19 protein-coding genes are annotated in these 21,682 nt (G+C 46.8%); 8 read left to right on the top strand and 11 right to left on the bottom strand.

The genetic code is table 11. The annotated features are described in order from the left end of the window. Window positions 1–198: 198 nt before the first annotated feature. From hisG to hisS, 3 genes are read right to left on the bottom strand one after another with little or no spacing between them, the layout of a single operon-like run. Window positions 199–1,149 (bottom strand): ATP phosphoribosyltransferase, encoded by a 951-nt coding sequence (gene hisG / locus ACFQS8_RS05895; RefSeq protein WP_382166334.1) that lies wholly within the window; start codon window positions 1,147–1,149, stop codon window positions 199–201. Further along, complete coding sequence (locus tag ACFQS8_RS05900) at window positions 1,146–2,288, bottom strand: ATP phosphoribosyltransferase regulatory subunit (protein ID WP_382166335.1); 1,143 nt, start codon at window positions 2,286–2,288, stop codon at window positions 1,146–1,148. The genes hisG and ACFQS8_RS05900 overlap by 4 nt, the downstream gene beginning before the upstream one ends. Next, window positions 2,285–3,787, bottom strand: coding sequence for a histidine--tRNA ligase (gene hisS, locus ACFQS8_RS05905; protein WP_382166336.1), 1,503 nt, complete (start codon window positions 3,785–3,787; stop codon window positions 2,285–2,287). Before hisS ends, ACFQS8_RS05900 begins: the two co-directional genes overlap by 4 nt. A 184-nt stretch (window positions 3,788–3,971) precedes the next feature. On the opposite strand from hisS, the gene ACFQS8_RS05910 reads away from it, so the two are divergent. Continuing rightward, window positions 3,972–4,484 (top strand): hypothetical protein, encoded by a 513-nt coding sequence (locus ACFQS8_RS05910; RefSeq protein WP_382166337.1) that lies wholly within the window; start codon window positions 3,972–3,974, stop codon window positions 4,482–4,484. A 317-nt stretch (window positions 4,485–4,801) separates the two neighbouring features. Here ACFQS8_RS05910 and ACFQS8_RS05915 read toward each other — a convergent pair whose 3' ends face one another. Together ACFQS8_RS05915 and ACFQS8_RS05920 are read right to left on the bottom strand one after the other, a co-directional pair. Beyond that, complete coding sequence (locus ACFQS8_RS05915) at window positions 4,802–7,006, bottom strand: protein-disulfide reductase DsbD family protein (protein ID WP_382166338.1); 2,205 nt, start codon at window positions 7,004–7,006, stop codon at window positions 4,802–4,804. A gap of 137 nt (window positions 7,007–7,143) precedes the next feature. Continuing rightward, window positions 7,144–7,959, bottom strand: coding sequence for a SapC family protein (locus ACFQS8_RS05920; protein ID WP_382166339.1), 816 nt, complete (start codon window positions 7,957–7,959; stop codon window positions 7,144–7,146). A gap of 96 nt (window positions 7,960–8,055) precedes the next feature. Between ACFQS8_RS05920 and ACFQS8_RS05925 the strand changes: the two genes are divergently transcribed. Together ACFQS8_RS05925 and ACFQS8_RS05930 are read left to right on the top strand one after the other, a co-directional pair. Next, the gene (locus ACFQS8_RS05925; protein WP_382166340.1) at window positions 8,056–9,999 is read left to right on the top strand and encodes a DUF885 domain-containing protein; all 1,944 of its coding nucleotides are present in this window, start codon (window positions 8,056–8,058) and stop codon (window positions 9,997–9,999) included. Window positions 10,000–10,110: 111 nt separating this feature from the next. Continuing rightward, entirely contained in the window at window positions 10,111–11,817 is a 1,707-nt protein-coding gene (locus tag ACFQS8_RS05930; protein ID WP_382166341.1) for a vWA domain-containing protein, read from the top strand. Window positions 11,818–12,066: 249 nt separating this feature from the next. Here the strand turns inward: ACFQS8_RS05930 and ACFQS8_RS05935 are convergent, their stop codons facing one another. After that, a complete protein-coding gene (locus ACFQS8_RS05935; protein WP_382166342.1) occupies window positions 12,067–12,432 on the bottom strand; it encodes a hypothetical protein in 366 nt (121 codons plus the stop codon). Window positions 12,433–12,939: 507 nt separating this feature from the next. Here ACFQS8_RS05935 and ACFQS8_RS05940 point away from each other — a divergent pair. The 3 genes from ACFQS8_RS05940 (at window position 12,940) to ACFQS8_RS05950 (ending at window position 15,269) form a co-directional block, all read left to right on the top strand. Continuing rightward, the gene (locus ACFQS8_RS05940) at window positions 12,940–13,653 is read left to right on the top strand and encodes an OmpW/AlkL family protein (protein WP_382166343.1); all 714 of its coding nucleotides are present in this window, start codon (window positions 12,940–12,942) and stop codon (window positions 13,651–13,653) included. 160 nt (window positions 13,654–13,813) lie between these two features. Beyond that, the gene (locus ACFQS8_RS05945; protein WP_382166344.1) at window positions 13,814–14,284 is read left to right on the top strand and encodes a transcriptional repressor; all 471 of its coding nucleotides are present in this window, start codon (window positions 13,814–13,816) and stop codon (window positions 14,282–14,284) included. A 55-nt stretch (window positions 14,285–14,339) separates the two neighbouring features. Beyond that, window positions 14,340–15,269 carry a thioesterase family protein gene (locus tag ACFQS8_RS05950; RefSeq protein WP_382166345.1) on the top strand — a complete coding sequence of 310 codons (930 nt, stop codon included), beginning with the start codon at window positions 14,340–14,342 and terminating at the stop codon, window positions 15,267–15,269. 71 nt (window positions 15,270–15,340) lie between these two features. On the opposite strand, the gene ACFQS8_RS05955 is transcribed toward ACFQS8_RS05950, so the two are convergent. Together ACFQS8_RS05955 and ACFQS8_RS05960 are read right to left on the bottom strand one after the other, a co-directional pair. Next, on the bottom strand, window positions 15,341–16,303 hold the full coding sequence (locus ACFQS8_RS05955; RefSeq protein ID WP_382166346.1) for an alpha/beta fold hydrolase: 963 nt from the start codon (window positions 16,301–16,303) through the stop codon (window positions 15,341–15,343). 6 nt (window positions 16,304–16,309) lie between these two features. Next, on the bottom strand, window positions 16,310–17,032 hold the full coding sequence (locus ACFQS8_RS05960; RefSeq protein WP_382166347.1) for a DUF4197 domain-containing protein: 723 nt from the start codon (window positions 17,030–17,032) through the stop codon (window positions 16,310–16,312). A gap of 246 nt (window positions 17,033–17,278) precedes the next feature. Here ACFQS8_RS05960 and ACFQS8_RS05965 point away from each other — a divergent pair, with 246 nt between their 5' ends. Further along, window positions 17,279–18,136, top strand: coding sequence for a hypothetical protein (locus ACFQS8_RS05965; RefSeq protein ID WP_382166348.1), 858 nt, complete (start codon window positions 17,279–17,281; stop codon window positions 18,134–18,136). Window positions 18,137–18,459: 323 nt separating this feature from the next. On the opposite strand, the gene ACFQS8_RS05970 is transcribed toward ACFQS8_RS05965, so the two are convergent. The 3 genes from ACFQS8_RS05970 to ACFQS8_RS05980 form a co-directional block, all read right to left on the bottom strand. Then, window positions 18,460–18,876: a hypothetical protein gene (locus ACFQS8_RS05970; protein WP_382166349.1), complete on the bottom strand. Its 417-nt coding sequence runs from the start codon at window positions 18,874–18,876 to the stop codon at window positions 18,460–18,462. Between the two features lie 340 nt (window positions 18,877–19,216). Next, window positions 19,217–19,993 carry a M15 family metallopeptidase gene (locus ACFQS8_RS05975; RefSeq protein ID WP_382166350.1) on the bottom strand — a complete coding sequence of 259 codons (777 nt, stop codon included), beginning with the start codon at window positions 19,991–19,993 and terminating at the stop codon, window positions 19,217–19,219. A gap of 59 nt (window positions 19,994–20,052) precedes the next feature. Then, window positions 20,053–20,976 carry a glutathione S-transferase family protein gene (locus ACFQS8_RS05980; RefSeq protein WP_382166351.1) on the bottom strand — a complete coding sequence of 308 codons (924 nt, stop codon included), beginning with the start codon at window positions 20,974–20,976 and terminating at the stop codon, window positions 20,053–20,055. Between the two features lie 246 nt (window positions 20,977–21,222). Here ACFQS8_RS05980 and ACFQS8_RS05985 point away from each other — a divergent pair, with 246 nt between their 5' ends. Continuing rightward, the gene (locus ACFQS8_RS05985) at window positions 21,223–21,633 is read left to right on the top strand and encodes a hypothetical protein (RefSeq protein ID WP_382166352.1); all 411 of its coding nucleotides are present in this window, start codon (window positions 21,223–21,225) and stop codon (window positions 21,631–21,633) included. Window positions 21,634–21,682 lie beyond the last annotated feature (49 nt).

Below are 21,682 nucleotides of genomic sequence, written 5' to 3' on the forward strand. Positions count from 1 at the left end.
ATGATAAATATTTGGAATTTAAGACAAAAAAAGGGCGACGAGTGCTTTGCTCGTCGCCTTTGTCAGGGTCTTCTAAGAACGTTTCCTCCCCGAAACGCAACCGCGATGCGGTTATGCATACTTTATTGTCCATAAATGCATGACCGTCAACACATTCTTGCCTCTTTTGTTAAAAAAAGTTCGCAAAACTATGTTCCGTTACGTCAACTCTTGCAAAAAGCTATTAAAAACAAGGTTCTCAGACTCATATATATATTCCAACTTTTGCACGCTCACAGGCGCTCCACCCAGATTTGCCAAGGCACGTGAGACATTCTGCACTTCATTATGTGGGCAGAACGCCTCTCCATTTGGGAATATCCGCGCACTCTCCATGCAGAAGATATTTTTCAAGTCGGACTCAGAAACACCATTTTGGAATTTCACGAGACTCAACTGCTTAGCACGTTGACGTGCCTCAATATTATCAAGCAAGCCGCGCAATGTCGCTAACGTCGTCTCATTCCAATCGGCATTCTTGCTTGCGGCCAATTGCGCTTGGGAGGCAAGAATTTCACCATCGCCAATAATTTTCAGCCCATTCGCGGTCAAAGTAGACCCCGTTGAGGTGATATCCACGATTAACTCAGCAGCGCCCGTTGCGGGTGCACCTTCGGTCGCCCCGGCACTCTCGACAATGCGATAATGCCCCACTCCCGTCTTAGCAAAAAACTCACGCGCAAGCCGCAAATACTTCGTTGCCACCCGCATTCTTTGGCCTGTGCGTTCCTGATAATCAGCGCCCACTTCATCAAGATCAGACATGCTTTCAACATCGATCCAACTTTGGGGAGCCGCCACAATAAGACGCGCAAAACCAAAGCCTAAAGCTTTGAGGAGATGAACATCATTTTCCATTTTGGTGGGCGCTTTTTCACGCAATAAATCTTCACCCGTCACACCAAGGTGAATTTCACCATTGAGCACGCCGCGCGCAATCTCACTCGCTGACATAAGGCGCATCTCAACACCTTCCACGCCACGAAGTTCGGCAGAATATCCCCGGTCTCCATTGGTTTGCTTCAGCTTAAAACCAGCCTCAGCTAGATATTCTTCGGTCTGCTCTTTTAAACGTCCCTTGGAGGGAATTGCGAGGATTAGCTTGCTCATTGGCCCGCCTCCTTGTTCAAGACACAGCAAATACGATCCGAACGTAGCGCAACACCAAAAGCATTTGCAGAAATCGCACCATTGGACAAACCCGACACAAGCCCGTCATAGCGTCCACCTGATGCTATCGGCAGCGATGCGCCAAGAGCTTCATGCGTGACCTTGAAAACCAGCCCGTCATAATAATCAAACCGACGACCAAACTCTGAATCAAATACAGATTTATCAACCATTGGCGCACGCAACTTTTCCAAGGCATCCAATCTTTCCGAATATTCGCTCAGCGCCTTATCCAACTTCACACCAGCCGCTTTTGCGATCTTAGCAATCTCATCCACTGCCTGACGTGCCGGTACTCGCAAATCAAGAAACGACGTTATAGCTTGGCGCGCTTTATCAGACGGACCGTCTCCATTCTCAGAAAGAGACCGCAAACGCTTGGCTATATCGCCCGCATCACGTCCCCCTACGGCTGAAATGCCCGACACAGCAAACACTTCTTCCACAGCTGCCCGCGCCTCATCTTCATCTAAAGCAGACAAAGCCGAAGCCAAGGGTGAGCGTTGAGACGGCTTACCTGCCGCGTCCATCAATTCACGTGGACCATGCTTGCGATTAAACGCTTTGCGCAAACGTGCAGGCCAAGGCGCGGAAAGTTTTAGCGCATCAATCAGCGCGTAAAACAAAGCACTATCCCCAAACACAAGCTCACCACCCGAAATGCCGGTATTTGTCAGCGTTTCCAGTGTCAGCGCTAACCCCTCAGCATCTTCTTTGGGACCATTCTTACTGCCAAACCACTCAAACCCTGTTTGGTCAAACTCTATATCATCGCCCGAACCAGCTTGAGGAAAACGATACACAGACCCAGAATAAAGATAGCGTTTTGCTTCAAGATTACCGCGTGCAACTTCTAGCGCGATAGGCGCTGTCATGTCTGGACGCATACAAAACTCTTCACCATTGGGCGCATTGAAACTACACAAACGCCCGCGAACGCTCTCCCCCGTAAGCTCAAGCAACACAGAGGCTGGCAACACATTTGCGGGCTGGATTAAGACAGCATTTTTGTTGGATGGGCTATTGGCAAGATTTTTCTCAAGCGTTTGCGCCATCTCGATTATTTGTTTGGTTTTCATGCGTTATTGGCCTCCACAACGGCCTTAATTTTTGCAGCAAAGTCTGCACGTGTCGCTTCAAATTGCCCAGGGCGTGCTTCGCGCCATTCAGCATTGTCGGAAATATTGGCTGCTGCTTTCGCACCTGCTACCAAATCTTTCACCGTTACAATCCCTGCCTCGCGCTCTTGATTGCCCACAATCACAACTGCTGGCGCACGGCGACGGTTGGCATATTTCATTTGGGCCTTCATACCTGATGTCCCAAGATACACTTCCGCCTTCACGCCAACCGCACGTAATTGCGCAGCGATTGCGCAGTAATCTGCCATATGCTCGCGCTGCAAAGCCAACACAACAACAGGCCCATCAGATTTAGGCTCACCCTCATCTTCTGCCGCCAACACTGCAGCAAGGCGCGATACACCCACAGAAAACCCAGTGGCTGGCACCAACTCACCCGTAAAGCGCGCGATCAGATCATCATAACGACCACCGCCGCCCACAGAGCCAAAGCGCATTAAACGCCCTTTTTCGTCTTTAAATTCTTTTAGCAACTCAGCTTCAAATACAGGCCCGGTATAATATTCCAAACCACGCACAATAGCTGGATCAAATGTAGCCATTTCATCCGTCACGCCCAAAGCTGTCAGAATTTCATGAATAGCATTCAGGTCTTCTAGACCTTGCGTTCCAATTGCATTTTGTCCAGCGATTGCGGACAACGCATTTAATGTTTCTGAACGCGTACCACGACCAGCTTTCGCAAACTGCAGCAATGTATCAATTGAAGCCGCATTCAAGCCTGCACCGTCTGTAAAGTCACCGCTTTCATCTTTGCGACCAGCACCCAAAAGCTCCGTAACACCTTCTGCTCCCAAGCGATCCATCTTATCCAATGCACGCAACACAATTAGACGTTTATTTGGATCAGCGACGTTTGCAGCCTGCATCACTCCATCAAGCAATTGACGTGTATTCACACGGATTGCGTAATCGCCAACCGCCGCGCCACATGCCTGCATTGCTTCAGATGCAATTGCGATCATCTCAGCATCAGCAGCTGGCCCCGCAGCACCAACAGCATCCGCATCACATTGTGTAAACTCGCGGAAACGAAACGGCCCCGGCTTCTCATTGCGATATACCGGTCCCGCTGAATAGCGCCGAAATGGTTTTGGAATCTCATTCCAGTTTTCTGCAACAAATCGCGCAAGTGGCGCTGTGTGATCATAGCGCAATGCCATCCATTGCTCATCATCATCTTGAAGCGCAAACACACCTTCATTTGGACGGTCTGTATCTGGCAAGAATTTACCCAGCGCATCGACATATTCAAATGGACCTGTATCGAGCGCTTCAAATCCCCAGCGCGCATACACCTGCGTAACCTGCTCGACGAGATGATGCTCAGCTGCAATCAAATGGGCACGTTTATCTTGAAAGCCACGCGGTTTGCGTGCTTCAGGACGAACAGTTTCGTTTGATGAGATTTCTGAGGAATTATCTGAAGTCGACATAGGTATAAACAGCCATTCTATATGAACACATCCTTCCTTATGAAAAATGTGTGAGCGTGGCGTAACCTAATGAAAGCGATCGAGCAACTCAACTCCGCGTTTGACACCATATAGCCGCATTTTTTGTTTATATATTGGCACATTGTTTGCTGTCTCTTAAGGAAACAACGTCAAGGTACTAACTATGATGAAAAACTTCTCCCCAAGTTCTGCTATAAAATCACTAATTTTAGCGACATCTCTTTGCGCGACAAGCTTTACAGCCTTTGCAGGCCCAAGCTCGCAAGATGCACGCATGCTAAATATTATTGCGACAGACCTTATCCTAGCCGCAAAAGACGCTGAAGCACGCGCACAGGCCTACCCATCACTGGACGCCCCTGAAATTTCACAAGACTTTGTGGATTATATGCAGCGTTTTGGCTTAAGCGCATCTCGTTTGTCCAATCTTATGGAGCGTGTGAACGGCCCTGTAGACATGCAATGTATCTTCCGAGGCATGGCCAAAGAAACAGGCGATCAACTTTTTGCAATCAGCCAAGCCAAAACAGGCTATGAGCAAGCTCAAGCGCTAAATCGTATTGTATCAATGTTGGACGATGCAGCTCTTGTATCTAAAGCTGCCGAACAAACGCTCGCAAATGGCACAACACCAATTACGAACAAAACCGTCATCGGTTCATGTCCCGCTGAATAAGCGGACATAAGCCTCACACTGCTTATGTGAGGACTATATTATCCAAATTAAAAATGAACTCCCAGTCCTGATAATTCAGGACTGGTGAATATGGACCGCTTTAAGCGACTCCAAGCCCTGCGAACATTGCGCCGAGCGTTAGTGACGACGCAACAAACACGCCTACCCAGCGGCTCATTCCAATAGTCATCAAATCAAACATACGCATACCTACACTTCATTCTTTTCGTTAAACAAATTAACAGGGAGCGACGCTCTCTATACTAATTCACACAAATGAAAATAGCATAACGAACGCTGCGCTAATTTGTTCCAGTTTATTGGGTGACTGTTTTAACGACCAACCCTGCTGTCAGGATTTGCGGTAAAATCTGAACATCACCCTCTGGTGGGTAGTATAGATACAACGGAACTCCGGCACGTTTATGGCGAGCAAGCTCATTTGCGATAATTTCATTGCGATTTGTCCAATCAGCAGTCAGAAAAACAACGCCCTGCTCAGCAAATGCCTCTTTCACCTTGTCATGGTGCAAAGATGTGCGCTTATTCATCTGACATGTCACACACCATCTCGCCGTAAAGTCTACAAATATGGGCGTTCCGGCTGCGCGCAATTCTTCAACATATTCTGGAGACCAATCACCGGTTTTCACTTCGACACCAGATTTAGTTGTCACCGAAGTGGATGCTGATTGAAGAGATGTTGACGTCCCTCCGGTCAGGACAAAGGGCGATACGAAGGAAACGATCAACAACAATGCGCCAAGCACTTTTACAAGCTTGTTTGCATTTGGCCGTGATACCAACCATAGCACAAATCCAATCGCGACAGCTGCGGTTAAAACGATAATCGTTGAGTCAACGCCTTTTTGACCCGCAAACACCCAAAGCAACCAAATTGCGGTCAGGAACATTGGGAAGGCTAAAACCTGTTTCACAATATCCATCCACATACCTGGCTTTGGCATTGCTTTGGCCAATCCCGGCACAAAAGATAGCAAAACAAAAGGTGCCGCTAACCCAGCCCCCATAACAATGAGGAATAAAAGCACGACCCAAGCAGGCTGACTGACGACCGCTCCCAGAGAGGCAGCAAGCAATGGGCCGACACATGGCGCGCCTACAACAGCCGCCAACAAGCCCGTAAAGAAAGCACCTGCAACACCTGATTTGTTAGCGAGGTTTGATCCAACACCCATCACAGATGAACCGATTTCAAACACACCAAGCAGGTTTAACCCAACAAGATACATTAACAAAGCAAGCCCAAGCACCATGGGAGGATACTGTAATTGGAACCCTAGCCCAGCCTGCTCACCCGCAGCACGCAGCACTAACAGGACGATACCTATCGCAATGAAGCAGGTCAGCACACCTGCAAGATAACCAATTCCGTGAGACTTTAAGTGGCTTTCGCCTTTTTGCGCGGCATGTGCCAATCCATTGGCCTTAATTGTCAAAACAGGCAACACACACGGCATTAAGTTCAGGATTAAGCCACCCGCAAATGCCAATCCCAGCCATGTCAATATTTGACCAATGCCCGCAACCGGCGCAATGCTTACGCCTTCTTTATGCGTTGTTTTCACACTTGTTTCATCTGTCCCTGCGAGAATTTCTCCCGCTTGGGCTGCCACCTTCATCGCAAATCGTGATCCATCTTTTTGATCAACCACAACAATACCTTCAATTGGCATTGGTTCGATTTTTGTCAAAGACGACAGTTGAAGGTCTAGCGTCCCTCCATTGGGCCCAACCCTCAGATTTTGCTCAGGAAAATGCTCAATTTCATGTTCATAGGGGTAGAACCTAACATGGTCCGCACCCTCAAGTGTTGCAGCAAATGCATCATCAGCAATGGATAAACGAAGCGTATCTTCACCCGCGAGTGTCGTGCTCGCCTGCCCCGTCATATCCACTGGGCTAGCTTCAAGCGCTGCCGCAATCAAGCGTCCATTTTCTTCAGATGCTTCTGGCATATCAGAAACTGGCAGCACGAGATCAATATCAGCATCTTCCCAAATACAGATATCCAAACATATTTGATACTCAGCTTTACCCGCCATTACGAGCATATCACCCGCTTGCAAATTGTCGGGCGCAATTATCTCAAAAGGAAGAACCAATTGGTCCTCATAGCCGTAATTCATGAGCGTTTCTAGCGGGATCGTGTGCGGTGCAGGCCAATAAAACTCACCCGTTTGCGCATCGCCAGTCACATTCCAATTAATGCTCGGTGCAATTCCAGCATCACCCGCATTGCGCCAATATACATGCCAGCCTTCATCAATATCCAGCTTTAGAGCCGCTAAAAAGCGATCCCCCGGTGCGATAGATTTACGCTCTGATATGATTTCAACAGTTGCATTTCCAGCATCTACTGGGTCCGCATTCGCTGTTAAGCCTGTCATCATACTCATGAGAACAGCTAAGAATGAAATAAACGCGCGCATATATAAAATCCGAACTCGTAATAAAGCTATTGATGGAAGGCCAACATCCACGCCTTCTTCTGAAATCATTAGATATGTCAAACAAACAGCATGCACTAGCCACTTAACAAAGACGTGAAGGCAATTGGCAAAGCTGTGAACTCCACAAGCAAAAAGGCCGGACACATCATGCATCCGGCCTTCTCAATATCGAATTAATTTTTTGCTTAGGAAACTGGGCCTTGAGCAGCTGAAGTCTGATCAGCTTGCAGACGGCGCATAGCGCGCTGGATCACGCGTGGCCAGTTAAGCAAAGATACCATGTGAGCATAAACAGCTGGCAATGCACCTGCTTCTTTTAGCTCTGCGAATTTTGCACTGTCCAAAGCGTTCAGTTTTTCTTCTGAAACAGCAAAATAGTCAGCGATTTTTTGTGGCTGACCTTCTTGACCATTGGCATCACGTGGCGTGAAGGAAACTGTTTTTTGTTCAAGCAAACCAGCTTCTTCCATCATTTTCACGAATTCAGCAGTCGCACGACGCTGACGCTCAAACTCTTTACAGAATTCCATAGCATCTTGAGTGAATTTTGAAGGTTGGTCACCTTCAAAGAACGGTACGTCTGGCTGATCTGAAACCATTGGTGCAGTCGTATCAACACAAAGCAATAGACGGTCTGCTGCTTGGTCTGCAGCAAATACGAAAGGATAACGACGTGCGAATGCAGGCACATAGTGATCTGGGTCAGGGATACCCTGATCGCTTACAAATTCGTTTTCGCCTTGGCGCACACCCGTGACAGCGACTGGTGTTTTCTCTTCACCCACAAAGATGATTGGGTAAGAAGTAGACGCAATACCAAACTCACTTACTGTGACTGGGATAGCGTGCGCAGAACGCAAGAATGTAAACGGGTTTGTTACTTGCTTCACACCAAGGTTTTTGTGTGCTTCAAGCGTCAAAGGTACTGGGTTGTTGTAGAATAGAACGTTACCTGAAAGTTCTGATCCTTGGGGCTGAGCGCCACCATTGTTGCTGTCCATAATTGTAGCTCCTGCCTTAATGATTAGACGCTATTAACGGAAAAGTGTTTTGTTCACAACCAAACTTTGAAGTTCAATCCGTAGGATTTTTATCAAATGAACAGACTTCGTCATTTATTAGCCGTTTCGTGTATGTTTGGCGTATCTGCTTTATCAGCATGTCAACCAGCTCATAAACCAGCAGACACTGTATTTGATGAACTCATTCAAAGCATAGAACGCGTCGAGATGGAACACTCTCCTCAGCTTGCTGGCCAAATTCAAAATCTTAAAAATCCACAGCTGCAAAATGCTAAAGATCGCCTAGACGACCATTCTCTTGCATCTGCCTCCCGCATTCAAGTTTTGCGCTTAGAAAAGCTTCAGGCTCTTTTATCCATCCCTAAGGAGCAATTGTCTGCGCAGCACCAAAAAACATATGACATTGTAGAGCAATTATTAGCCGCGTCCGTAAAAATGGACACATTCACATTTGGTAGCGCTGAGCTAAACGGTATGCACCCTTATGTGATGAGCCAACTAGATGGCGCTTATATTCAACTGCCAAGTTTCATGGCCAACCATCACGCCATCAATAATCTGCGCGATGCACAGGAATATATTGAACGCCTGCAAATGGTCTCGACCGCTATTGATGATGAGATGAAGCAATTTGAAGCTGATCGCATTCGCGGTATTTTCCCGCCTGCATTCATCCAAGCGCAAATCAAAGAGATCGCGCAATCCATTTATGATATTCCAGCCGAAACGAGCCCCTTCGTTTTATCGCTTCAATATGGATTGGAATATCTTGAGGATCTGGACCTCGAAACAGGACAAGCCCTCCTCAACCAAGCTATCGCAATAACAGAAAATGACATTCGTCCCACTTATTTGCGTCTCATTGAATTGATGAATCCAACAGACGCAGATGCGTCAGTCTCAGCTGGTCCCATAGGTCTGTCGCGTATACCTGAAGAGGGGCAATCTTATTATCAAGAGATTCTACGCTTCTACACTTCAACGGACAAAACACCTGCGCAAATTCACGAACTAGGATTATCTCTCGTCGACTCTATCTCCACAGAATTGAATGACATGCTCGTGCAACAGGCCTTACGCGAAGCACAACAATTAGCAGAAGAGACGCCTGATACGCCTTCCACAGTTTCGCCCGAAGAAATAGCATCCCAAAATGCAGCCCTCAGCGTTGGGCAGCGTTTAGCGGACATGGCGGCGCGTGAAGACTTCTTATTTGAAGACTCTGAAGAAGGGCGCGCAGCACTGATTGCATTTATCTCCAACCAAATCACAAAAATGCAAACACACCTGCCCCAAGCTTTTCAGCACCCTCAATTACCTGAAATAGGTATTTCGGCTATTCCCATTATCGCACAAGCATCCTCGCCTCATGCCTATTACGAAGCTGCTCCACAAAATGCAGAAGGACGCGGCACATTCTATATCAACATGCGGGATATGACGGAATGGCCGCGCTGGTCTTTAGCTACACTCAGCTATCATGAAACTGTTCCGGGACATCACCTGCAACACACGCGTCAAATGTCGCAAAACTTACCCCTGTTAATGCAGCTCTCGCAGTTTCCCGCCTATTCTGAAGGCTGGGCATTATATGCAGAAGACCTTGCCGATGAATTGGGCTTGTATTCTGACGACCCTCTTAGTCGGATAGGCTATCTTCAATCTCAATTATTACGCGCAGCCCGCCTCGTCGTAGATACCGGTATTCACAGTCAAAATTGGTCAAGAGACCAAGCCACACAATATTTGGTTGATATAACCGGATATTCTTACGCTTCAATGCAAAACGAGATTGATCGCTACACAGTGTGGCCCGCTCAAGCCTGCGCCTATATGATAGGCCGCGAAGAAATTCGCCGCTTAAGACAAGAGGCTGACTTAGCACTCGGCAACCGCTTCGACATTAAAGAGTTTCACACAATCATCCTCAAAGGCGGGGCGCGTCCATTGAGCGTTTTACAAACTGATATCGAAAACTGGATCGCAAATTATCCCACTCCACCCACAGAATTAGACTAATTCACCACTCATCCCCTCATAATCATCTCTATTGCGCCCCCAACGGGACTTGAAACGGCCTGATTCCAAGGGTGTGATAGGGTATAGAGAATATCATTTAAGGGGACGAACATGAAACACGCACATATAATTTTGATGGGAACGGCATCTTTTGCCATCCTTGCCGCATGCTCTAGCCAAAAAGAAGTTCAACAAAAGCCGCCAACAGAAATCCTAGAGCAAAGCGCGGATGCAGAAGCAGGACCACCAGCGCCACCTCCTCCTCCGCATCGAGTCTCGGGCTTAATGCACAGCAAACGCACATCAGCAGAAATGGCGATGGCATCTCCTGCCCCCATGCCCACGCATCTTCCTCAGGTCGACCGAGACAGATATGAGGATGTAGACGTTAATCCAGTCAAACTCACATCCGAAGATCCTGTCTCAACATTCTCAATTGATGTCGACACGGCGTCATACTCAAATGTGCGCTCCTTTTTAAATGATGGAAATTTACCTCCAAAGGGCTCTGTGCGCCTTGAAGAGTTAATCAATTATTTTGATTACGAATACCTTCTCCCAGAATCAAAAGAAGTTCCATTTTCAACTCAGGTCAACATTGTCCCTTCCCCTTGGGCAGACGGCAAGCAGCTCATGCATGTTGGCATTAAAGGCTATGATATTGATCGCACAGAACAACCGCCTCTAAACCTTACCCTACTCGTCGATGTGTCAGGCTCTATGAACCATGAGGACAAACTACCGCTTGCGAAAAAAGCACTCAAACTCCTCATCGATAAAATGGATGATGACGACCACATCTCACTCGTCGTTTATGCTGGGGCGGCCGGCACAGTTTTAGAACCGACTAAAGGTAGCGAGAAAGCCAAAATTTACGCAGCGCTCGATAATCTTGCTGCAGGTGGCTCTACAGCGGGTGGCGAAGGCTTGCGTCTCGCCTATTCGCTTGCAGAGCAAAATTACAATAAAGACGGCGTCAACCGCGTGATGTTGCTCACGGATGGTGATTTTAACGTGGGCGTGACGTCCGATGAACGTCTGGAAGATTTTGTCTCCCGTAAACGCGATAGCGGTGTCTATCTTTCCGTGTTGGGATTTGGACGCGGCAATTATAATGATGCGATGATGCAAAAAATTGCGCAGGCTGGAAACGGCATGGCATCATACATCGACACGCTAAATGAAGCGCGCAAAGTGCTGAACGATGATTTATCTGGGTCGATGTTTACCATCGCCAATGATGTAAAAATCCAGATGGAATTTAACCCAGCCCACATCCATGAATATCGCCTCATTGGATATGAAACACGTATGCTTAACCGCGAAGACTTCAACAATGATAAAGTCGATGCGGGTGATATTGGTGCTGGTCACACCGTGACAGCTATTTATGAAGTTACACCTGTTGGTTCTAAAGCTGCTCTTATAGATGGTACGCGCTATGGCGATGACACCAAAACAACAAAGCACTCTGATGAAATGGGGTATTTAAAACTGCGCTATAAAACGCCAGGCTCTGACACATCCAAACTCATTGATATGCCAATCATTGCCAAATCCATGTCGAGCAGTTTGGAGGAAGCCCCTGCTTATGTGCGCTTTGCAACCGCCGTTGCAGGTTTTGGACAATTGCTACGACAAGACCCCTATCTCTTAAACGGTTTTGATTATGATAGTGTCATCTCACTGGCGAACGGCGCAAAGCAGGCAGATGAATTTGGCTATCGAGCTGAATTTGTACAATTAGCGCGCGCCGCAAAAACAGCCGCGGCCCAAGAAACTCTCAACACTGGACATAAGGGCGGCGATACGCATTAAGCGCTTAAAACACCTCCTCTAAAACAAGGCACCCGCAGCGTGGGCGAAACGCTGCGGGTGCTTTCTATATACAGATACCTGAATAGGCAGTGGGTATTCTCGGGTGATGGGGCGAAAAAATACGCCGCACCATTCAGCAAAGCAATATGAGTGGGAATGGGCACTCCTCAGATATTGCCATCTGCATACAGAAACCTAATCAGTTAGAGATCTAATTTCTGATTTTTTACAGACGCCCTAATACGAATTCTATGCAGCCAATGGCCATACAATACGTGCGCTTTCAGACCCTGATTCATATGCAGGCTCAGCTGCATCACACACAGGGTTTAGTCCCGCTTTAAGGTCATTCATCTCCGCAAAGCGAATATCTCTATCTTTCTCGAGTCGAATATACATGTGTGTCGCGCCATAACGCTGCGCTTCACGCCAGCGCCAGATTGCGCCAATATCTTCAGCCTTACCTAATTGCTCAACAAGTTTAATAACGCGGCCATCTGCGGCTGTAAAAATCACTATGCCTGCAAGGCTAAGCCACGTTTCATCACGTAATTTGATAGGTTCAAATTTGAATGATTTACCTGAGGCACCGCAAAAGTTGACTGACTGAAACATGTTCTCTCTCCGTTCTGATATATTCCTTATATTCTGTTTTTGTTCTCATTCAAGCTCTTTTTGTTCTCATCGCATTAACCGTAAATTTACGGTTTAGGGACTCGACGGCCTGTGGATAACTGACAAAATTAGAATAGTTCAACAGATTCAACGCCTACAGTAGCAACGGCTCAGAATCGGCTTTGTTCCAATTTTTCAAAAATCGCTGAATCTTTTTTTATCTTTGGAACAAAAAAGAACAAACCGAGACGGCATTGGCCACTTCAATCCTATAAAATCAACTTTTCTAGGCATTCAAATGCAGCAGATTCGCTTTCAAAGTGCTGCGTTCTAGTTTGAAAATACATCTTCAATCCTGAAAAAAGCCTGCGACACCCCGCCATGCGTCAAAGCGCCATATATTCCATATTTTTTAAATGGGTATTTATCCACATATAAAATATGGATTAAACTTTGTGCCGACACAGTTTTAATCCGCAACTCCCAATCTGAGTAAAGGGGAATGGCATGAACCGCACTTTGAAATCGCTCACAGCAGCATCGTTGATAATGATGGGCACATCTCCAGCATTCGCGGACACTGCTGCCTCCTCTGATAATCCTTGGATGGTGCGTGCGCGCGTCATAAATGTCATGCCAGACGAAAGCGGCTCCCTCTCCACTGGCGGCACACCTCTTATCGGTGACGTAGACATAGAAACCAGCATTGTCCCCGAACTCGATATCTCTTATTTCCTGAATGAGAAAATTGCGTTCGAGCTTATCCTCGGCGTTACACCACACGATGTCAGCACCAAAGACCTAGAAGTCCCTGTAGTTGGTACATTAGGCTCTGTTGATCTAGGAGATGTTTGGCTGCTACCGCCAACGCTAACAGCGCAATATCACTTCACACAATTTGGCTCCTTTAAGCCCTATATTGGTGCAGGCGTGAACTACACACTCTTCTTCAATGAAGATGAAGGCAGTGTCGCAGACTCTATTGATTATGACCCAAGCTTTGGCCCCGCCCTTCAGGCTGGATTTGACTATGACCTTGATGGTGAAAAAGGTGGCTGGGCAATCAATGTTGATGTCAAAAAAGTCTGGATCAACACAGATGTCACAGTCGATCTCACTTCCGCACTAGGCACAGCCCTTGGCGCGCAATCGGTAATCGTGGATGCGGATGTCGATATTGATCCAGTCATTTTAGGTGTTGGTATGGGCTATAAATTCTAATCTCAACACCTCATCACTCCAGTTTCTCATTCATGCGCCCTAGCGTGAAGGACCTGACTTGGCGCTAACCCTCCTCACATTTTAGGGTTAGCGTCATTTTTTTACCCAAACACACGAATTCAAACTTGTAGTTCGCGCACGAAAAGCTGAAACTACACAAATGATAAAGACTCACCTCTCCTGCTCTAGTGGCAGCACGAAAGACGCGTTAGCCGAGGCTGAACGTATAACGGACGCCAATGGTGTCCGCTTAACGCCCCTGCGCCGCCGTGTTCTGGAATTATTGCTACAGGCTGATATGCCTGCAAAAGCCTATGATTTGTTGCAACACTTAACCTCGGATGCGTCTCCCGCAAAGCCACCGACAGTCTATCGAGCGCTAGATTTTCTCTTGCAGCAAGGATTGGCACACAAAATTGAAAGCCTGAACGCCTTTGTTGCATGTGGTCATCGCGGTCATGGGCATGCTGCTGTCTTTCTCATTTGCGAAACATGTAAAAACGCTCAAGAAATGCACGCTGAGAAAACGCTTTCAATGCTTAAAGCAGAGACTGACAAGATGGAATTTTCATTCGCCAATGCAGTCATAGAAGTTCACGGCCATTGTGCTGATTGCAAAAAAACAGCCTAACCTTAAACTAGACGCAAAATATAAATAACGAGCGAAGACCATAAAGGGGCACCACATGATAGAAGTATACCGCGGGTCTCCCAATGCGTGGGAATGCGATGAGATGGGGCACATGAATGTGCGCTTCTATATTTCCAAACTCATCGAGGGCTTAGGCGTTTTTTGTTTCAAAACAGGTATGCCGCACGCTTTTCGTCCCAATGCCCCGTCCACAGTAGAACTTAAAGATCTTCACATCCGTTTTGTAAAAGAAGCGCATGCGGGTGCGCCAATCTATATGCGGGCTGGCGTGGTTGAAATCAAAGAAAGCTCTGCTCTACTCTATATGCAGCTCAACCACCTAGACGGTGCACCTTGCGCTGTCTTCCGGTTATGGATTGACCATATTGATATTCACACTGGCAAACCCTTTCTTTGGTCACCTAAAACAATCGCCGCATTTAAAACCATTCCTGCGGACATGCCCGAAAAACTAGCCCCGCGCTCCTTGCCATTTGATGTCCCGCCAAACCCTGCGCCAACCATTGATGCAGCTCTGGAAATTGGCGCACTAGAAATCGGGTCCGGCCTTATCATGCCCGATCATTGTGACGTGTTCGGAAATATGAAAACTGAATGTTTCATTGGACGCATTTCCGATTCCACTCCACATTTTATAGATGCTGAAGGCACAGGCCTCTCACGTAGCCCCAAAGCGCATGCCTCTGGCCCTCGCATCGGCACAGCAGCGCTTGAATATCGTTTCGCGTTTCACAACACACCCACCGCAGGCGATATTTTCCAGCTCTTTGCAGGATCAGCTGGATTTTCAGATAAAACATTCAGCCTCTATTATTGGCTGATGGACCCTTACCGCAATACAGCCTTTGCAACTGTTCAAGCGACGCTCATTCAGTTTGATTTGGATGAACGCAAAGCTATCACGCCCCCTGCTGGTGCATTTGAAGCGATTGAAAAGGTCATCCCACGCGGTATGTGGCTATAGAGAGATAAACGCAGTTTCGCGCAAGGCTTTGCCATGCGTGAAACATTTGCGTATTTCCTGAAACCTCAGCTCTAATAAATCTGGCCAATTGACGAGTTTATCGTGCGCTTCACCGCGCCCATATAATCGGTTCCATCATTCAATCCTGCCGCTGTCTCAATCACGATATTAATCGCGTCACGTAACACATATGGACGTTCCATCGGTAGGAAGTGCGTCGTTCCAGGCACGCGTGTCACAGCAGCATCAGGGCGAACGGCATGAATACGCTCATCCAAATCAACAGGGCTTAGCGAATGCTTTTCAGCTTGCAGAAAGATGAAAGGGAATTTTTGCTTTTTAAGGGAACGGATAGCCTGCCATGGCCTGTTTTTATGGGCGCGATAACTCGCTGCTTCCCATTCAGGATGACATAAAATTTTAACGCCAACACCCTCAGTTGGGGTTAACCCATCACTTAAATAATCAAGCAAGAATGGCGCACGCCAAGTCGCAAACGCCCCTTTGCCTTTCAGTCTTTCTTCTGCGCTCTCAAGCGATTCAAATTCCGTCTGACGCTTCAAACTGCCCTTTGCTTGCGCCGCACCCGCAGACACAAACACACCACCTCCCGGCATGTGATAAAGCGCATAAGCTTGGGGAGACATTATCGCGGCATCTGCCAGCACAATCCCCTTCACAAGATCAGGTCGCTTACCAGCAACCAGCAATGCAATCGTCGCTCCCATTGAGTGACCGGACAAAACCAATCCTTCAGGTGCGATTTTTTCAATAACTTGAATCACATCATCGCGATATAAATTCCAGCTTTTGAGTTTCTTTGTATCGGTCTCAAGCGTCGTGCGCCCATGTCCACGCAAATCAATCGCGGCCACGTGCCACATCTTCCCCATTGGCTGCAACACTGATTGATATGTCATCGCATTAAAGCCATTTGCGTGCAAAAACAGTGCCTGCACCGGTTGCGTTGGCTCACCAAAGGAAATTCCGGCGATCTCACCGGAATCTAAATCTACTCGAAATCTACGTAGCAAGAGAAGCTAGCCTCCAAATACTCTTTTCAAGAGTTTTGTTGTCTGTTTAACCGGATCATTGCGTATCTCTTTCTCTTCTTGAGCCAGATAATAGAATAACCCATCAAGTGCCCCATCTACTGCATGGGTCACCAATTCATTTCTCACACTTGAGACCATTTCGGAAGGTAAATATCGCCCAACAACAGTTTCTGCTTGTTCCAATGCGCCTACCTGCCCCATCGCTGCCACAACATAGGGTTTAAATTCAGTTCTAAGTTGAGCCTGCGTCTTACTTTTAAGAAATTCAGTAGCAGCTGTATCACCGCCGTTAAAAATAGACATCGCGTCATCAATCGTCATGGATGTCACTGCGGAGACGAAAAGCTTCTTGGCTTTTGGGGCCGCTTCTTCTGCGGCGCGGTTCATTTTTAATTCAAGATCATTCAGCGCGCCATCCATTCCTACACGCCCAAGAGAAGTTTGAATTTTAGCTAATTGATCGGGAAGTTTGATCTTAATACTATCATCCATAAAATAGCCGTCAGGCGAGGATACATTGTCAACAACGCGCTGTGTTCCAACAGTCAAAGCCTCTTTGAGACCCGCGCTAACTTCCGCAGTCGTTACTGGCCCAACCGCCTCAGAAACACCCCCTAAAATGCGCGCAAAATCCTGATTGCCATCCGTTACACATCCTGAACCTGCTACACTTAAAAGCGCTGAAAAAGCGATCATAACCTTCTTCATCTCAACTCCCCTTTTTCGTCTCGATACCGCGTACATCTATACAGAGAATACTTGCCCGCATTTCACCCTATAGATGTTGCCACTGAATACAACGCCACAAAGCAAATCTCATTCAATTCCTTAGGATAATCAGAACACCAATTCTGGCAAAATATTTCAATGCAGATAGCTCACCGCCTCAATCATATCTTCGCCTCGTTGGAGAATTATACCTAGCCTTAATTCTCTCCCTCTAAAATTCAAGATATGAAAAAAAGTCTCGCCCATTCTGCATTCTGTGCAGTCACATGCTCAGCAGTGTTTGCCATCGCCAGCATTACGCCAAGCGCGCATAGCCAAATTCCATTTGGCTTGGAGGAAAGCCACTCTAATTCAGCAAATGTGCAAGATATTATAGTTCAAGGATCGGGACATGATCTTCACATTCTGATCAAACTCGACGTTCAACCTAAAACCGCCGCAGCAACCCTCAGCGCAGATGGTGTTATCGTCTCTGTAAAAGACCTTTACCTGCAAACTACAGATATAGATCCGCCCACAAAACCATTTGTGTCCCACGCCGTGATAAAACCGGGGAAATCGGGCGAGTCTAGTCAGATCATTTTCACAACAATTAAACTCTCCAGTGTGGAGACAAAAATCTACCGCAACGCAATTTTAATATCCGCGCGCACTTTTGATGCCATACCTGAACAAGCTCCCGCCCCCAGCACGAAGGCTAAAGGCACACAGCCATCATCCACACCCCAAGCTCTTGTAAACCTCATGCCAGCCTCTAGCCTAGCAGAGCAGTTCCAGCTTGATAGCAGCGCCTGCGCGCAGGCCCAGCAGGTTTTAAAAAATGAACCGTGGAATTTAGATATTATGGCCGATCATGCACTCTGCCTCGTGTCGGATAACAAACTGGAAGATGCCTTACAAACCATCATGCAGCTAGAGAGCTTCATGCCTAACAATTGGAAAGCCGCCCTTGCACGAGGTGAAATTTATCGTCGCAATGGTCAAGCAAGTCAGGCAAGCATTCAATTTGCGTATGCGCTGCAATATGTTGAAAACAGAGAAGATAAACAGCGTATATCTGTTTGGGTGTCCCACCACTCATAAGGCGACAGGCTTTTTATACATCTTCCTTCGGCGCAATATCGTATGCGAGGGGGAAGCACATACAAACACAAATGGATGCACCGAAGAAAGTGTATAAAGTGTGCAACATGTTTATAGATTGGGGGTCCTAACTCTCTGGGGTAGGTTTGGGACAAAACCAGAGATCCACATTGCACATCTACAAACTATCCATGGTTTGATCACGTATCTACCCAAGAATAATCACAAAAATGAGAGCACCTAAAAACTCAAAAAAAAACGGCTTCCTACATATGTAGAAAGCCGCAAATTTATGAAGAGTTTTAGTTATTAATCGCCTGAATTTAAGCGACTTTTACTTTTTCTACTGCTTCACCTGCACCCAAGAAGTCACCAATGTGACCCACGCCTTCATAGCCTAATTCTGTTCTCGCAAAACTTGCGATAACTGGCATAAGCTTTGAAACTTGTTCATTCCCCAATCCCACACTTTGTAAATCGCGCACCATCTGAAACGCCACTGCTGAACGTCCACCTGGTGTCTGCTCGATTAAACGCGCGATAATACCTGTTGCAGCACCCACTTCTACGCCTGAAGTCGCTGAAAGTGTGCGTGCACCGGGAATGCTTTCAAATACTAATGCTGCAAATTGTGACCCTTGGCGGTCAGCAGCATTCAACACAATACCCAAAGCCGAGCGTGCCATATCTGTTGTGATTTCAACTTCAGTGGCGATGATGTTCACGAATTTCTTCAACATATTCAGCTCTCCGGTATTTGTCGTTTAGAGGCGATGTAATCTTAAATCAGACTAGCTAACCGCTCCCGTTCTGTTGCAACCAATAGTGAGCTTTGGGAGTTAACAAAAAACGAATCGCTTTTAAATTCAGCAAAATTTCGACTAAAAATTTTCTCATTTAATAACAAAGCATTAAGCTAGGCAAAATCATCCATACTCCTAGGCAATTTTTACCGACCAGCTGTCACTTTGTGCCGCCCATCGCGTCATTTTAGTTAATGAAAACCAAATTTTATCTATAAAATTCGCAACATCACAACGCGCAAAGCAAGATCAGCATTCCAATGCTTTGGACAAATAATTAAGCAGGCTCACATCCAGCATATATAGCGTGAGGGTGACCTTTAAGTCTGGCCCACATCTGATCACCAAATGAAAAATGCCACCATTCTGTCGGGTTATTGGCAAACCCCATTGCATCCATCACCCAATACAATAACCGACGATTTGCTTGGGCTTCCATATCCGACATGGATTCAGCGTGTGAGCGTTCAAACCAATCTGTATGTGCATTCTCTGTGAGGTCATCAAATATGCCACCCATATATAAAGGCTGCTGCGTATCAATATATCTCAGAGTTAAATCCGTCGCCCCACCCGTTGAATGCGGCGAAGGCGAATCCTTCCCCTCACTCGGCGGCGACCAATAGCGCTCCACCTCTTCCATCAGGTTTTCTTCAGCAATATCTGGACGATTATCTCGCAGCCATTGCGGAAACCACACACCATGAAAATGACGCTGTATAGCTTGCGGCCGCCACCCGTCAAACACATAGAACTCAATTCCTTGAGCGCTCAATTGTGTATTGGCTTCCTGCAAAAGTGCAGCAACATTCTCACGCAAATATAAGTGCTCAATCGCGCCCGGCACTTTTTGAAAATATGGTGGGTTGGACGGTGTGAAATAATGGTTTGCCCCAGCAATACCAATATCACGCACATCTATCATAGCTTCAGCATTCGCCTTGCCATCAAAATCAATCGACACCTGCGTGCGGTAGCCCTGCTTTAATTCATTTACAGGCCCAAATGCGGGGATTGGGCGCGCTTTAAGCGCTTTCACATCTATCTCTGCCATACCAATATGTCTCGCATCTATTTCAAGGGCCAGTTTACGCTAGATATAGCCACGCAAACTCAGTCATCAATCACTTGAATCTCATAGCCTGCAATTGGGAAATGGCAAATCACCCCCCCCGTATCATCCGTCTCTCTTCCCAGAATAATCTGCTCAGGTGACAGCGCCAATAATTCCCCAACGACTGAAACATTCCCATAATCAATTGGCGTCACCTGCACAAAGTCACCCAATTTCAAGCCCGGCAGCATTAGCGTCGTCACATAAGGAAGCTCGGCAAACGTATCAAAAGCATGATCCAGCGCTTCCTGTTCGTCAGACTCTTCATTCATGCCATGACCTATCGCATGCATGCGCTCCATCCAGTCACACACATTCACATACGGATATAATAAAGACGCATTTAAAGGGCTCTGCGCGAGTGACCAAAGACAGTGATATACAGAAAAGTCTGCAACACATGGCTCATCGCCAAACAAGAATGGCGTTTCTATGGATGTATTCATCTGCGAAAGGTATGTCGTAAGCGATGACAGTGCCGCTTCAGGACTTATCTTCAGCTTTGAAGACCCTTTGAACAACTCAGCACGATCCTTTTTAAATGCAGATGCTTTGCCTGGGCTGATGCGTTCAATCGTATCCGCTATCGCCTCCGGCCGCATATTCAACGTGCGACACACATCAATGAGTTGATTATCAGCCCATTCAGACACGCGATCTGCGACAAACCCATGTGCAAACAATGTCTCGTCAAACGCATGCTCAGCCAGCGTGCGAACAATAAGCGTCGTATCACAATATATATTTGAGTCGATTTGCAATACGGGTGTGCGTCGATACCCGCCAGTCAATAAATCAAGGCTGGGGCGCGGCGCAATGGGCTCGATAGCCACTGATTGCCACTCAAGTTGCAGATACCCTAAAACGAGCCGCACCTTCTCTGCAAAAGAAGATGCTGGGTAATGATGAAGAAATATGGCCATGCCCATCCCTTCGCGCTGAATGTCCCAAACCAGCTTTTGTTGTAAGTCATACCAATCGAGAAACGAATCTCACCCACCACATTTGGAATGCTGCACATAAATTAAACAAAGGTCTAGTTTTTCATTTAGACTATAAAAAAGGGGAACTTCGGGCCAAGTTTAACATTTGATTATAATCCTGCCACAATAGGACGCGATATATTCAAGTAACAAAAGCGGAAAACCGCAAAGCAGAGGGCAAATATAATGAAATTTCTAAATTTCTTCTTTCGTGAAGGCTCTTCAATTATGTTCTCGCTGTATCTCACAGTGTTTGCATTGACAGATATTGTCATCATCAATCTAGGCACGGGTGCAGCCGGCATGTTCATGGTCGCCATTATCTGCCTGATCTATTTATCCTTACAAAGTGGCATGGCTGCGTATTCTAATGTTGGGAATGATCGCCCAATATTTGACTTCTTCTTCTCCCTCGCCCCGCTCTTCACGCTTCTTATGATAGCAGTGCTTTCCATGGTGAATGCAACGCAATTATCAACGTTTGAATCCCTTTCCATGTGGTTGGCTTTGGTCATTACGCTGATAGATGTGATCTTCAACACACAGGTCATATTTAAAATGAACCGCCTAGCGACAGACATGGTTCAAATGCGCTAAAGAGGGATAAACTTATCTATCTCTCCAATGTTTGTAGGATATTCGGGCA

Source organism: Hirschia litorea, from assembly GCF_042665075.1.
GTDB lineage: Bacteria > Pseudomonadota > Alphaproteobacteria > Caulobacterales > Hyphomonadaceae > Hirschia > Hirschia litorea.

Excerpts from the sequence above, each read along its gene's own strand:
- hisG (WP_382166334.1), bottom strand. The coding sequence starts at position 1,149 with ATGAGCAAGCTAATCCTCGCAATTCCCTCCAAGGGACGTTTAAAAGAG.
- ACFQS8_RS05900 (WP_382166335.1), bottom strand. The coding sequence starts at position 2,288 with ATGAAAACCAAACAAATAATCGAGATGGCGCAAACGCTTGAGAAAAAT.
- hisS (WP_382166336.1), bottom strand. The coding sequence starts at position 3,787 with ATGTCGACTTCAGATAATTCCTCAGAAATCTCATCAAACGAAACTGTT.
- ACFQS8_RS05910 (WP_382166337.1), top strand. The coding sequence starts at position 3,972 with ATGATGAAAAACTTCTCCCCAAGTTCTGCTATAAAATCACTAATTTTA.
- ACFQS8_RS05915 (WP_382166338.1), bottom strand. The coding sequence starts at position 7,006 with ATGATTTCAGAAGAAGGCGTGGATGTTGGCCTTCCATCAATAGCTTTA.
- ACFQS8_RS05920 (WP_382166339.1), bottom strand. The coding sequence starts at position 7,959 with ATGGACAGCAACAATGGTGGCGCTCAGCCCCAAGGATCAGAACTTTCA.
- ACFQS8_RS05925 (WP_382166340.1), top strand. The coding sequence starts at position 8,056 with ATGAACAGACTTCGTCATTTATTAGCCGTTTCGTGTATGTTTGGCGTA.
- ACFQS8_RS05930 (WP_382166341.1), top strand. The coding sequence starts at position 10,111 with ATGAAACACGCACATATAATTTTGATGGGAACGGCATCTTTTGCCATC.
- ACFQS8_RS05935 (WP_382166342.1), bottom strand. The coding sequence starts at position 12,432 with ATGTTTCAGTCAGTCAACTTTTGCGGTGCCTCAGGTAAATCATTCAAA.
- ACFQS8_RS05940 (WP_382166343.1), top strand. The coding sequence starts at position 12,940 with ATGAACCGCACTTTGAAATCGCTCACAGCAGCATCGTTGATAATGATG.
- ACFQS8_RS05945 (WP_382166344.1), top strand. The coding sequence starts at position 13,814 with ATGATAAAGACTCACCTCTCCTGCTCTAGTGGCAGCACGAAAGACGCG.
- ACFQS8_RS05950 (WP_382166345.1), top strand. The coding sequence starts at position 14,340 with ATGATAGAAGTATACCGCGGGTCTCCCAATGCGTGGGAATGCGATGAG.
- ACFQS8_RS05960 (WP_382166347.1), bottom strand. The coding sequence starts at position 17,032 with ATGAAGAAGGTTATGATCGCTTTTTCAGCGCTTTTAAGTGTAGCAGGT.
- ACFQS8_RS05965 (WP_382166348.1), top strand. The coding sequence starts at position 17,279 with ATGAAAAAAAGTCTCGCCCATTCTGCATTCTGTGCAGTCACATGCTCA.
- ACFQS8_RS05970 (WP_382166349.1), bottom strand. The coding sequence starts at position 18,876 with ATGTTGAAGAAATTCGTGAACATCATCGCCACTGAAGTTGAAATCACA.
- ACFQS8_RS05975 (WP_382166350.1), bottom strand. The coding sequence starts at position 19,993 with ATGGCAGAGATAGATGTGAAAGCGCTTAAAGCGCGCCCAATCCCCGCA.
- ACFQS8_RS05980 (WP_382166351.1), bottom strand. The coding sequence starts at position 20,976 with ATGGCCATATTTCTTCATCATTACCCAGCATCTTCTTTTGCAGAGAAG.
- ACFQS8_RS05985 (WP_382166352.1), top strand. The coding sequence starts at position 21,223 with ATGAAATTTCTAAATTTCTTCTTTCGTGAAGGCTCTTCAATTATGTTC.